The organism is Aeromonas simiae (genome assembly GCF_014892695.1).
Taxonomy (GTDB): domain Bacteria; phylum Pseudomonadota; class Gammaproteobacteria; order Enterobacterales; family Aeromonadaceae; genus Aeromonas; species Aeromonas simiae.
Genome location: NZ_CP040449.1, coordinates 2,180,953 through 2,194,111 on the forward strand (window position 1 = coordinate 2,180,953; position 13,159 = coordinate 2,194,111).

Here is a 13,159-nt window from a genome sequence, read left to right on the forward strand (position 1 = left end):
ACGTAAAAGGTCGCATTATTCTATCCAACTCCCTGACTTGGGATGAACAGATTTCGCATTAGGTATCGAGCAGCGCCGCACGCCGCTCGGCAAGGCGGCCAACATAGTGCCTGAGGTTGGCCTCCGGTAACGGCTTGGAGGCCAGGAACCCCTGATAGAAGTTACACCCCTGCGCCTGCAAAAAGGCCAACTGCTGGCGCGACTCCACCCCTTCCGCCGTCACGCTAAATCCCATGTGGCGGGCCATCGCCAGCACCGCCTCGACGATCGCCATGTTGTCCGCATCGTGGGGGATGTCTTGGATGAAGGAGCGATCGATCTTGAGCTCGTCGGCCGGCAGGCGCTTGAGGTAACTGAGTGACGAGTAGCCCGCCCCAAAGTCATCGATGGCAAAGCTGATGCCCAGCGCCTTGAGCTCCGCCATCTTCTGGATGGTGTCTTCGGCATGACCCAGCACCACCGACTCGGTGATCTCCAGATTAAGACAGGTGGGCTCCATGCCGGTGATCGCCAGCGCCTCGTATACCCGCTCCACAAAATCAGGCGCATGGAACTGCTTGGCACTCACGTTGACCGACAGTTGCGGAATGTGCAGCCCGGCCTCCTGCCAGGCCACAAACTGGTGGCAGGCTTGCAACAGAACCCAGTAGCCGATGTCGACGATGAGATCGGTCTCCTCGGCGATCGGGATGAACTCGGCCGGCGAGATCATCCCCCGTCCTGGCGATTGCCAGCGCAGCAGCGCCTCAACGCCGATGAGCTCCCCCCCCTCGACCATCTGCTGCGGCTGGTAATAAAGCAGCAACTCATTGTTATCGAGGGCCGAGCGCAGCTCATTGTTGATAAGCAGGCGGCGATCGGCCTGCAACTGCATCGAGCTGTCGAAAAAGCGCAGGGTTCGCCGTCCAGCCGACTTGGCCTGATACATGGCGGTATCGGCCTGCTTGAGCAGATCATCGACCGACTGATCCCGCCCCGGGAACAGGGTGATGCCGACGCTGGCACCGATGTGTAGCGACTGCCCCTCAAAGGGATAGGGAGTGGAGAGCTCGGCAATCAGCCGTTCGCCGATGAGATCAGCCTGCATCTCGGCCTGCGGCGGGCTGGTCGACAGGCGCGGCAACAGCAGCACGAATTCATCGCCGCCGAGGCGGGCCAGGATATCCTCCTGGCGGATCAACCGCTGCAACCGGTCGGCCACCTGGCGCAGCAGCCAATCCCCGGTGGCGTGGCCGAGCGAGTCATTGATGGTCTTGAAGTGATCCAGATCGATAAACAGCAGGGCTCCGATGCTCTCGCTCTGTTTGGCCTGCTCAAAGGCGCCGGCCAATGACTCCTGCAACTGCCTGCGATTGGGCAGGCCGGTCAGTTCGTCGTAATAGGCGAGATCCTGGATCGTGCGCTGGGCGGCTTTGCGCTCGGAGATGTCTTCAAAGCAGATGACAAAATGGGTGATGTGACCGCGCTCATCCGGTACCGGCGTCACTCTCTCCCACTGGGCACAGCTGCTGCCATCACGCCGTTGCCGCTCGGTCTCCCCTTGCCAGCGGTTGAGGTGATCGAGCCGATAATCGAGCCCACCGCGCTGCCATATCCCCTCCCCGAGCACACAACCGAGCACCTCGCGGCTCTCGTAGCCGGTGATCTGGGTGAACGCCTTGTTGACCCGCAATATGGTGAAGGCGGGATCGGTGATGATGATCCCCTCGTGAGTCTCGAACGCCACGGCAGAGAGACGCAGCTGCGCCTCGACCTGCAAGCGCTCCAGCTCGGCCGCAATCCGGCTCGAGAGAGTCTGTAGCAGCGACTCGATATCGGGCAGGCGCGAGGCATCCGATCCGACCAAGGCGAGATGACCGCACACCATGCCATGGCCGTTATGCAGTGGCAGCCCGTAGTAGTAGCGCGCCGCTGCCAGCGGCGTCAGCACGGGTTGGCCGAGATAGACCGGCTCGCACAGACTGTCCACCAGCGGGTAATCCTGATCCGGGTGCTCGCCCCTGCCGACCAGCAGGCGCGCTCGGCCATGCCCGCTGCGCTCAGCCAGCCATGCACCGTCCAGGCTGAACGTCACCAGCAGTTGGTTGATCAGCGCATCGAGAAACTCCATGCCGGTACGGGCCGACAGCGCCTGCGAGACGCGCTCAACTTGCTGTGACCGGCGATGGCTGTCCAGCTCCAGACCATGGGTGCGCTCCCGATCCAGCGTATGACGCAGCAAGGTAGTGAGGCTGGCAAGTAGCGCCATGTGGCTCAAGGTGGCCGGAGCCTGCGGCTCGTTCCACTCACACAGCAGCAGAGCCATCCCCCCTTGGGTCAGTGCGACCGGTAACCAGAGCGTCATCTCTCCCTGGCACAGGGAGGGGAGCCGGGCCGCCAGCGGGTGCGCCGCCGGCAGCAGCAGCGGGGTGGGCTGGCGCAGCAGGGCAAGCAAGGCCTCATGCTCTTGCGTCTTCAGGGTGGCAGGAGGGGCCTGCGCCGTATCTAGGCGCCGTTGTAACTGCGTCTCTCCCAGCCAGAGCTGGCAACGACCGGCTCCGGCTTGATGCAGCCAGGAGGTGAGCACCGCCCAGACCTCGCCGAGGTGCTTTTGCCGCGACAGCTCGCAGCTTAGCGCCAGCAGGGATTGAACCTGCTCCAGCGGCGCCATGCCGGCTGCACAGAGGGGGGTCACATCAAGGTGAAGTAGCGCCGCATCCGCACCACAGGGCTGCGCGGTTACGTCCAACGCGTCCCCTAGGCGGGAGGGCAGAGAGGCGGCAAGCGAGTGACCGGCTTGTAGCGCCTGACGCGCCAGCGCCTGCAAGGCCCGCGTATCGGGCAAGGCCGATCCCAATGCGTGTGCCACGGTATCAGGAGACCAGAGGCCGGCTCCCTTTACCCCATCGAAAAACCACGTCAAGCGAGTGGCATGGACACTCATGTATAACCCCGGACTGCTTTGCCCGTACAACGGGTCACGGGCCAACGGACTGATCCAGGATCAGGTTGACACATCGGCTCGGATCGAATGAAAGAAGACCTGAAACAGGTCGAGAGAAGACGCTGCCACAGGGACAGAATCGATCTACTTTTCCCAGTTTGCCTGCCCGATCCGGCAAGCTCAAGCAGTTTTTCCAGCGAATGCCCGCCGGGATCACAGTTGCCAGCTGCGTCCCCCTGCTTGGGCATTAATTTTGATTTTGATCATGTTTTTAAGAAACCAAGGGGGTAATCTGAAGACGTACAAGAGAAGCAAGACGACCCAAAGGGGGTTTTATGAAAGTAGCAGTGAACAGCCGTATCATCGAAATTACCCCGGCCATCCGCGAGCGCATTGAAACTCGTTTTGACAAGCTCGAGCGTCTGCAGGTACCCCTTATCAACCCCAGCGTGGTTATTCGCAAGGAGGGTCAGATCTACGTCGTTGAAGCCACCACCGGGATTCCCCACGGTACCCTGTTTGCCCAGGCCGAGCATGAGGATCTCTACGCTGCCGTCACCGAAATGGGCCAGAAGCTGGAACGCCAACTGAATCGTCATATCGACAAGCCCAATGCCCATCGCGGGCTCCGCTCTGGTAAAGATCAGTGCCGTAGCGATGTCGATGCCGATGTAGAAGAGACGGAAATCATCGAATAATTGAACATGACGGGGAAGGGGCGGAGCAATCCGCCCCTTTTTCATGTCTGAGCGCTACGCCGCCAGTGACAATCCCTCCACCACCTTGAGCAGCAATACCGGATCGCACACCTCCCCCTCTCTCTCCTGCACCGCCCCCGCCAGTCTGGCGCGGGCATGGGGTGGCACGTTATCTTCCACATCGGCCGGCAACATAGGCGTCGGAGCGCACAGTGGCGCTGGCCACAACGCCAGCGCCAGACGCAGATCACTTAGCGTCCCTGCGTGCAGCATCCGTCCCAGCGCCTGCGACGCCAGGCTATCTTCCCCCTGCAACGCCGCCCTCGGGGGCAGCTCAAAGCGCGCTCGCCAGTCGATGGCGGGCTCAGGCGAGCGAGGCGCCTCCCCAATCCAAGGCTGCTCGTCGATGCGCGGGTTGAGTAAAGAGAGCCAGAGCCGAAAATCCGCCCTGTCCCCTTGCTGCAAGGAGCCATTGAGGTGCTCGCCAAGCCGGCGCTCGTCGATAAGGGGAAAGTGAAGCGAAGAGGTGGACATCGATGGCTACGCCGCTGAGGAACCTGTCCTAGCTATCGGCCGGCGCCACAGAAAGTTGAGGGAGGCCTAGGCCTCCCTCATGGGTCACAGCTCGAAGCGGTAGAAGATATCGACCGCTTGGGCCAGTCCGGTCACCGCCTGCAAGTAAAGGCGGGGCATCAGCTCGTAGCGCAGCTTGAACTCGGCAATCGGGCTGAACACCCCGACCCCGTATTGCAACTGCAAGCCCGGCAACAGATAGGCCGAGAGGGTCACCTGGGTGTCATCTCCGCTGCCGGCCGTATCGAGCGAGACATCGCTCAGCCCCAGGGTTTCCCCAATGTCCGAGACCACGCCATTGGCCTGACCAACCGCCCCCGCCACCAGCAGGCCGTTGAAACCGCCATCCTCACCGCTGGTTTGCAGCCCCTTGCCGCGCAGCAGGTAGGAAAGACGCTCCGACTCCGACATGGTCGGGTCCGAGTACACGGTCAGCTTGGGCTTGCTGGCCAGTCCGGTCACCTTGACCCCGACGGTGACGTTGTCCTCCACCGTGCTCGGATTACGGATCGCATCCACGTTCAGGTAAGGCTGATCGAGCGGCCCGCCGAAGGTGATCTTGCCCTCTTTGATCAACAAGTTCTGCCCGTAAGCGAGGAAGCGGCCATCGTTGAGCACGATCTCCCCCCGCCCCGCCAGCGGCTTGCCCTCGTCCTGGCTCAGGCGCAACTGGCCCACCAACTTGGTGCGAAGCCCCATGGCATCGAGCTGCACATCAGGGCCGATCGCCACCTGCATCCGCAACTTAAGCGGCAGCGCCGCAGCCTCCGGCAGCAGGGGGGCGTCATCACGCACGATCACCACGTCATCGGAGAGGCTGACCGCGCTCTCTGGCAGGCTCTTGACCACGATCCGGGCCCACGGCACCGTGATGGTACCGGTCACTTCGGTCTGCTCGCCAAGGCTCACCTGGATGTCAGGGGTCACCCGCAGGCGCCCCATTCCGGGGTACTGCGCCTCGAGGTTGGAGCCCTGTATGGTCAGGCGGCCCACCATGGGCTGGCTGGCCCAGCTCAGGGAGCCCCCCAGATTGAGCGGCCCCTTACCCACCAGCACCTTGCCGTCGATATCGGCGCGCTCCCCTTCAATGCGCAGCCGGGTATCGAGCTTGGTCAGGGTCACCATGTCCGAGGTGGTCTGCACCTCCCCATCCCGCAGCCGCAGCTCTCCATAGAGCAGTGGGCGCTTGAGGGTGCCGTCAAAGCGGGCCTGACCGGCCAACACCCCTTTTAGCTCGCGCACCTCGGGGATAAGCGGCGCAAAGGCATCCGGTTTCAGATCGCGCAGCAGCAACTGCCCGCCCAACTGACCACGCCCCTGCGGATCGCGTACCTCGACCTGAGTGCGCAGGCCACCGAGCTGCTCCGAATCGAACTCGACATCGATCTTCGCCTGGCGCGAGTCCATGTCCACCGCCAGCGCCAAGGTGCGATAAGGGGTCTTGATGTCGTCGGTCACCAGCGTGCCGGGCGGGGTGCTGACCCTGGCATGCAGCTCGTGCTGATCCCCCTTCCAACTGGCACGGGCATCGGCCGAGAGCACCGCTTGCCACTGGAAGTTGTCAGGCAGCCAAGGGCGCAGCCGGCTCAGGTTGAAGTTGGCCAGCGTGAGATTAAGGCTCCCTTGCTGCGGTGAGGCCTGCCCTTCATGCAGGCAGAGATCGGCGCCACGCGAAGTGAGGCAGAGCTCACCGAGACGAGCCAGCAGAGTCTGGGTATTCACATCGAGAGCCCAGGGCTGCTTGAGCCCCCAGCGGCGCAGCGGCGTGTCAAGATCAAGCTGGGTCAGGCGGCCACGCCAGAGCTCTTTGGTGAGCCCCCCCTCAAGGCGCAGCTGGCTCGCCACCGGCTCCCCCTTAAAACCAAGGGTGAGGGTGTGACGCGGCGCATCCCCTTGCAGGGCCAACGCCAGCTCGCTCAGCTCGACCCCCTCCTGCTTGAGGGAGGCCACATTGAGCTTCACCTCACCTGCGGGCTGCTCACCCAGCGTCCCCTTGCCATCGAGCGCCACCCCGCGCAGGTCAATCCCCTCGAAGTAGACACGCTCACCGGCCAACTGAGCACTCAGCTCGGGGCGAGCCTCGCTGCCGCGCAGCCGCACCTCACCGTTGAGATCGCCCTTGAGGCCGGGATAAAGGCTCGCCAACTGAGGGGCGGCCAGCGTGGCATCGAGCTGCCAGCGCTCGGGGCGCAGCTCACCACGGGCCGTCACCTTGTTCGGGCCCGAGGTAAAGGAGAGCGCGGGCAACTGCCACTGCATCTTGTCATTACCCTTGAGCTCCCCTTGCAAGGAGAGCGGGTACTGGTTGAGGCGGCCATCAACCTTCAACGTCGGCAGCGCCAGCGCCCAGCCCCCCTTCTCATCGAGATTGAAGCGACTATCAATCTGCCCCGAGAGCGCCCCCTTGAGCTCGGGCACCAGAGCATGGGGATTGAGGTTGGCAAACTGCGCCTTGCCTTGCCACTGCACCCCCTTGCTCCAGCCGAGCTTGCCGTCGATACCGAGAGAACCCTCCAGCGCCGAGAGCGTCAGGTTTATCTTGCGCAGCTGGTTGATGTCCCCCTCCCCTTTCAGATCCAGGGTAAAGGGCGGCAGATCGGTGCCCTCACCGGCACTGGCCAGCGCGAAGCGATAATCATCGAGCGATCCCTTGGCGGTCAGGCTCCCTTTTTTCAGGCGATAGCTGGCCTCCTGCGCGGCCGGTTTGTGCAGCGGCCACTGCAACCCGGGCCAGGAGAGGGAGGCGTCAAACGGCAAGGCCGGATCGAGCGGCGCCAGCTTGCCCTTGAAGGTGGCCGCAACCGGCCCCTTGGCCTCCAGCGCCAGCGCCAGGTCGGCCACGCTGCCATCGAGTGCCAGCTTGAGGGTCTCCCCCTTGAGCTCCCCCTCCAGCAGCCCCTTACCAAGGATGCCGTCCAGCACCAGAGCCAGCGGATAATCCCCGGTAAGGCTGAGGTGGCCGCTCAGGCGGGCCTCGGCCATCTCGTGGGCCAGCGTCAGGGCATCGAGCGTGACCACCTCCCCCTCGGCGCCCGCATCGAGGGTCAGGCGGCTGACCACCTCATGCAGCTCACCATCGCGATACTGGGTGTCGGTCAGCTCAAGCCCCTCGATACGCACCGGGAAAGGAAGCTTCACCTCGGGCAGAGTGATGGGGCCGGTCGGCTCATTCGGTTGCGCCGGGGCTGGCGCGGCCGCCGCCGTCGTGGCCGGCAGCATGGTCAGATGCAGTCCGTCTAAGCGCGGGCCGCGCAGCGTCAGTCCATCACGGGTCAGATGCGCGCCGATATCCCCTTCCTTGATCGCCAGCGTCATGTCAGGCAAGGCCAACTGCATGCCGTGCAGCGCCAACGCATCCACATCGATGCGCAGCGGCAGCGGACGCCAAACGAAGGGCTCGCCATCATCGGGCTCAGGCTCACTCTGGCTCTCGGCCACCTTGATCACTGGCTGATCGGCCTCGAGTCGCTTGATCCAGAGCCGCCCCTTGAGCAGTTGGCCGAGATCCCAATCGAGCACCACCCGGCGCACCTGCACGTCAACCAGCTCGTCCTGCCACGCCAGATCGTCGAGCGTCCAGCCATAGCCAAGCTGGCCGGCCACCAGCTCCCCCTTGAGCTGGGGCAAAGAGGCCTTGGCCTGCTGCCACAGGAAGCGGTTGCCCGCATGGGTAAAGCCGAGCAGGCTGACCAGGATGAGCAGCAAAAAGAGCAGACCGAGCAGCCACAACAGGGCCTGTTTTATCCACTTCATAGATCCGGTCCCAGAGCAAAATGGAGGCGCAGGGGCTTGTCATCTTCCGAGATCCCCACCGCCAGATCGAGGCGCACCATGCCGATCGGCGTCACCCAGCGCACCCCGGCGCCGGTGCCAATCTTCCAGGCCTCGGAGTAGTCGTTAGTGGCGGTCCCGCCATCGACAAACAGGGCCCCCAGCCAACTGTTGCTGAAGCGATAGTCATACTCGAGACTCGCCGCCGACATGTAGCGGGCACCGAGCAGCCGCCCCTCGCTGTCGCGCGGCGAGATAGACTCGTAACTGAAACCACGTACCGTCTGATCGCCCCCGGTGAAGAAACGCAGTGAAGAGGGCACCTGGGCGAAGCTGTCACCGATGATGGCCCCCTGCTCGCCACGCAGCAGGAAGCGGTGGTTGTCACCCAGGGTGCGCAGCCACTTGGTTCGCCCCCAGGTACGCACAAAGTTCATGTCCGAGCCCCAGTGGGTATCGGAAACCTCGACCAGCAACTGCTGACGATCGCCCCACTCCGGCACCAGGTTGCCGCGGATGCGCAGCCGCGACCAAGAGACCCCCGGCAGCAGCAGCAAGCTGTTACCGGCATCCTCACCCTGTACGTAATCTTCATAAAGGGCGCGCACGAAGACGTCGCGATCCCAGCCATCCGGCCGCTTCTTCCAGCGGTGGATACCTATGGTGCTGAGATCGGAGCGGGTGTCCTTGTAGTCCTCGTGCTTAAAGCCCGCCAGCACCGAGTAGTAATCCTGCAGCGGGTTACCCACCGGGATCTGGTAATCGAGGCTGAGCTCGGCCTGAGGTTGGGAAATCTTGAGATCGGTCTTGAGGCGGTGACCGTGGCGGTTGATCCAGGGTTTCTCCCAACTGCCACTCATGCGCGGCCCTTCGTCGGTGGAGAAGCCCAGACCCACCTCGATCTCGTGCTTGTCGCGCGGGGTCAGGGTCACCTGCATCGGCACCACGCCGTCCTCGGCCTCAGAGACCAGTGGACGGATCTCGCTTTCACGAAACAGGCGGGTCGAGGAGATATCCTGAGACATGTCGGCCAGGGTCAGCGCCTGATAGGGCTCACCGCTGTGAATGGTCACCAGCGGGCGGATCAGCGAGACCGCCTCTGGGGTCGCCTGATAGCGGATCTCGCCGTAGCGGTAGCGCTGCCCCGAGTCATAGACGATGAGGATCTGCGCCTCGTTCTTGTCGGTCAGCACCTTGACCTGGCTCTTGCGCAGGCGGGCATCGAAGTAGCCGCGCGCCAGACCAAGATTCCCCAGGCTCGACTTGATGCTCTCGTATTTGCCGTGGTGCAGCACCTCCCCCTCCTTGAGGGGCAAGTCGTCGAGCAACCGGCTGTAGGCCTCGTCCTGACCGGCGTCGCCACGTAGCAACACGTCAAGGGACGTGACGATGACCGGCTCCCCCTTCTCGACCTTGATCACCACCTTACTCGGTGTCTCGCGCTGGCGGATGATCTCAATCTTCGGCTGATAGTAGCCGGTGGCCTGTAACCCTTGGCTCACCGCCTCCTGGATCCGATCGCGGGCCGCCCGGAACTGGCGATCTTGATAGGTGGGCAGGCCGTTGAGGTAGGCCGTCACATTGTCCTTGAGCTCGCCCTTGAGGCCTTCCACCTTGTAGGTGATCTTGGCCGCCCAGGCAGAAGGCGCCAGCAACAGTCCGGCGCACAGGAGCAGCAGGGCTCCATGGCCAGACCGGGTACCGGCACGCAGCGTTCCTCTTTGTGCATGCGTGTCGCTCAAGCTTGTTATCCTCATCATGACTGAACTGTAACAGGCCCATATTGAGCCTAGGCGGTCATGCTAGCACAGTCAGATTTGCCGAGCCGCCCCTGTCAGGTAGTAAATCGCGTGAGATATGAGTGAGTTGTCGCAAACTTGTCCAGTTCTGTCGCAACTTGCACAAATACGCTTCACCCTCCCCTTCGCTTCACTCTGTTGCACCAATCGATTAATTACGCTGCCGCTCACGCCACAGAAAGGCGACACTGATCACATTGCTAGAGGAGAGATGACATGCACCACACCAGCGAAAAGATGGCGGACTTCATCGCCGACCGCATCGAATTTCTGACCTTTCTGGCCAGCGTCAGCGCACTGATGGCGCTGCTGACCGGCATGGAGGGGGAGCGGGCACTGGCTTTCACCGCCCTCAACCTGCCCATCGGGCTACTGCTGCTGGTCGGGCTTGGCCTGCTCTCTCCTCTGGCTTTCCACTGGCGGCTGCTCGGCACCACCCTACTGCTGACCGGCGCCGCCCTCACCGTAATGGGGCTCGGCGCCAGCTGGATCACGCCGATCGCAGTCTGGTGTGTCTATGGCCTGATGGGACTCGAGGTGATGTGGCAAGCCCGTGCCAATCAATTGCGGCTGGCGACCCGCTGACGCGGCGCCCGATTTCGGGTACCCTTGCGACCCTTTTGCCCCTCAAGGAGCCCCCTCATGAAAACCGCCTGCGCCCTGCACATCTTGGTCAAGACCGAACGCCAGTGCCTCGAGATCCGCGACAAGCTTGCCAAGGGGGCCGATTTTGGCCAGATGGCCAAACGCTTCTCCACCTGCCCCTCGGGCAAGCGCGGCGGCGATCTGGGGGAGTTCTCCCGGGGCGACATGGTCAAGGCGTTCGATGATGCCGTCTTCAAGGGGGAGCTGCTCAGCGTGCTCGGCCCGGTGCGCACCAAGTTCGGCTTTCACCTCATCAAGGTGCTCTACCGCCGCTGATCCGCTTAAAACAGCTTGAGCTGCTGGCCGCAGATCCGCTCGAACGACTCCCCCACGAAGGGGAGGATGGCATCGGCGATCGGCTTTAGCTGCTTCTCCACATAGTGCTCGTAGTCGATGGCGCTGCGCCGGTACTCCAGCGGCTCGGGGCCACTGACCGTCATGACGTAGGCGATGGTGCCGCGATGCTGGTAGCGCAGCGGCAAGCCGCGGCGACGGTTCTCATCGTCGGCCAGCCGTGCGGCGCGCACGTGGGGCGGCACATTCTTCTGGTATTCCTCGAGCTGCTGGCGCAGCCGCTTGCGATAAACTAACTGTTCATCACGCAGCCCGCGCCGGGTCTCATCCACCGTCTCTCGCACAAAATCGCGCGGACAGCGGTCGTGAAACACCAGGTTAAATAGCTCTGACTGGAACTCTTTGGCCAGCACAGTCCAGTCGGTGCGCACCGTTTCGAGCCCCTTGAACACCAGTTTTTCCGCCTCCCCTTCCCCCACCAGACCGGCGTAGCGCTTCTTGCTGCCCTTCTCGAGGCCACGGATGGTCGGCATCAAAAAGCGCCGGTAGTGAGTCTCGTACTGGATCTCGAGGGCACTCTCAAGGTCAAACTCGGCGCGGATCTTCTCGCGCCAATTCTGGTTGATGAGATCCGCCAGACCATGGCCGATGGCATCGGCTTCCCCCGCACTCACCGCCTTGCCCAAGTGCACGAAGGTCGAGTCGGTATCGCCGTAGATCACCTGATACCCCTGCGCTTCAATCCACTCTCGGGTGGTTTGCATGATGCCGTGACCCCGCAAGGTGATGGAGCTGGCCAGCCTCGGATCGTAGAAGCGGCAGCCCCCCGAGCCCAGCACACCATAAAACGAGTTCATGATGATCTTGATGGCCTGAGAAAGCGGCTTGTTGCCCGCCGCCTTGGCCCGATCGCGCGCCTGCCACAGCCCCTCGATAAGGGCGGGCAGAAAGTGCCTCTCACGGGAGAACAGCGCCCCGCGAAAACCGGGAATGGCGTGCTCCGAGGCATTTAACCCCTCCACCAGCCCCATGGGATCGATGCGAAAGGTACGGATGATGCTCGGGTAGAGGCTCTTAAAATCGAGCACCAGCACGTGGCGATAGAGGCCGGGGCTCGAATCCATCACGTAGCCGCCCGGGCTGGCCAGCCCGCCCCCTTGGGGCAGGTTGGGCGCCACATAGCCCCCCCGGTGCAAACGCGGCAGATAGAGGTTGGTGAAAGCCGCCACCGAGCCGCCGATGCGATCGAGCTCAAGGCCGGTGAGTGATGCCCGCTCCACCGCGAAGGCGATGAGATCGCAATGCGCAAAAATCTCGTGCACCAAGCGGCAATCTTCCAGGTTGTAGCGGGCCAGCGCCGCCTTGTCGGAGTGAAACAGCTCGGTGATCTTCTGGCCACGGTTGGCCACGTCCTCGATATCTTTGCCGCGCCCGAGCAGATCGCTTGCCACCGCATCGAGGCTGAAGCTTGGGAACTGCCAGGTGGCGCTTTTGAGGGTATCGATCCCATCGAGCACCATGCGCCCCGGCAAGGTCACATTGCCGCTCTGGGGGTCTTGGCGCGAGGCGCGCCAGAAGGCGAGTTCACGGCCACGGCCGAGCCGCAGCCGCCGCTTGTAGAGATCGGCGCGGCGCAGCAGCAGGCGAAAATCGAAATTGACCACGTTCCAGCCCATCACCAGATCCGGATCGAAGCGCTGGAACCAGCGCTCCAGCGCCGCAAGCAGGGCCGGCTCATCGCTCACCCACTCCACCGGGGTCGCCATCTCCTCGGGCTCGCCAATCATGATGACCCGCTCGTCCATGGGGCTCGACAACCCCACCGAGAAGAGGGTGCCGTCCATGGCGCACTCCACATCGAGCGATACCCAAGAGAGCTGCGGTGTGATGGTGGCAGGAGCACAGCGCGCGCGCCCCACCTGCCAGTTGCCTGCACGCCGCTGCACGGCGCCCTGGAACTTGACCCCGGCGGTAATGAAACGCTCCATCAGGTAGCGCTCGGCCAGGCGAATGTCCGCCTCAAAGTGCTCAATGCCCTTGATGAGCAGCAGCTCCACCGCCTTGTGAAACGCCGCCAGCGTCGGGAAATAGACCCCCGCCACCGCCCGTCCGTCGAAGGTGTGCAGCGGCAGACGACGGGTACGCCCGCGCACCCCGTGGGCACGAAACAGGGTCATCGCCTCGCTCAATTGAGCCAGCGGCAGGAAAAAGAGTGGCTCCTGCCCCTCAACCACCAGCCGTACCGGCCCCTCTGGACTCCACAGCCAGAGGATGATCTCGGTACGGCCGCCATGGTCACGGGCGTGGCGGGTAAGGATGAAGCCCTCGCTTGGGGGGCTTGGTTGCGTGGAAGGCGTCGCGCTCATGGCACCATTGTACGTTTGTACAGTGGTGAGCGGCAAGCTGCTCCCGTTAACGAAGAGGGGCCGCCTCACGGCAGCCCCTCTCAATGCAGA

At 63.2% G+C, this 13,159-nt stretch carries 8 protein-coding genes; 3 read left to right on the plus strand and 5 right to left on the minus strand.

What is annotated here, in order from left to right; translation table 11 throughout:
• Nucleotides 1–58: 58 nt before the first annotated feature.
• Complete coding sequence (locus FE240_RS10325; RefSeq protein ID WP_449696244.1) at nt 59–2,650, minus strand: putative bifunctional diguanylate cyclase/phosphodiesterase; 2,592 nt, start codon at nt 2,648–2,650, stop codon at nt 59–61.
• A 608-nt stretch (nt 2,651–3,258) separates the two neighbouring features.
• Between FE240_RS10325 and hpf the strand changes: the two genes are divergently transcribed.
• The gene (gene hpf / locus FE240_RS10330; RefSeq protein ID WP_193000724.1) at nt 3,259–3,621 is read left to right on the plus strand and encodes a ribosome hibernation-promoting factor, HPF/YfiA family; all 363 of its coding nucleotides are present in this window, start codon (nt 3,259–3,261) and stop codon (nt 3,619–3,621) included.
• Between the two features lie 54 nt (nt 3,622–3,675).
• On the opposite strand, the gene FE240_RS10335 is transcribed toward hpf, so the two are convergent.
• The 3 genes from FE240_RS10335 to tamA all read right to left on the minus strand — a co-directional run bounded on the left by FE240_RS10335 (nt 3,676) and on the right by tamA (nt 9,749).
• Entirely contained in the window at nt 3,676–4,155 is a 480-nt protein-coding gene (locus tag FE240_RS10335) for a VC2046/SO_2500 family protein (RefSeq protein ID WP_193000726.1), read from the minus strand.
• Nucleotides 4,156–4,239: 84 nt separating this feature from the next.
• Complete coding sequence (tamB, locus tag FE240_RS10340; RefSeq protein WP_193000728.1) at nt 4,240–7,947, minus strand: autotransporter assembly complex protein TamB; 3,708 nt, start codon at nt 7,945–7,947, stop codon at nt 4,240–4,242.
• Nucleotides 7,944–9,749: an autotransporter assembly complex protein TamA gene (tamA, locus tag FE240_RS10345; protein ID WP_404800082.1), complete on the minus strand. Its 1,806-nt coding sequence runs from the start codon at nt 9,747–9,749 to the stop codon at nt 7,944–7,946. The genes tamB and tamA overlap by 4 nt, the downstream gene beginning before the upstream one ends.
• A 231-nt stretch (nt 9,750–9,980) precedes the next feature.
• On the opposite strand from tamA, the gene FE240_RS10350 reads away from it, so the two are divergent.
• Together FE240_RS10350 and FE240_RS10355 are read left to right on the plus strand one after the other, a co-directional pair.
• Nucleotides 9,981–10,349: a hypothetical protein gene (locus tag FE240_RS10350; protein WP_193000730.1), complete on the plus strand. Its 369-nt coding sequence runs from the start codon at nt 9,981–9,983 to the stop codon at nt 10,347–10,349.
• Between the two features lie 57 nt (nt 10,350–10,406).
• Nucleotides 10,407–10,685 (plus strand): peptidylprolyl isomerase, encoded by a 279-nt coding sequence (locus tag FE240_RS10355; protein WP_042044709.1) that lies wholly within the window; start codon nt 10,407–10,409, stop codon nt 10,683–10,685.
• Between the two features lie 5 nt (nt 10,686–10,690).
• On the opposite strand, the gene FE240_RS10360 is transcribed toward FE240_RS10355, so the two are convergent.
• Nucleotides 10,691–13,069, minus strand: coding sequence for a DNA polymerase II (locus tag FE240_RS10360; RefSeq protein WP_193000732.1), 2,379 nt, complete (start codon nt 13,067–13,069; stop codon nt 10,691–10,693).
• Nucleotides 13,070–13,159 lie beyond the last annotated feature (90 nt).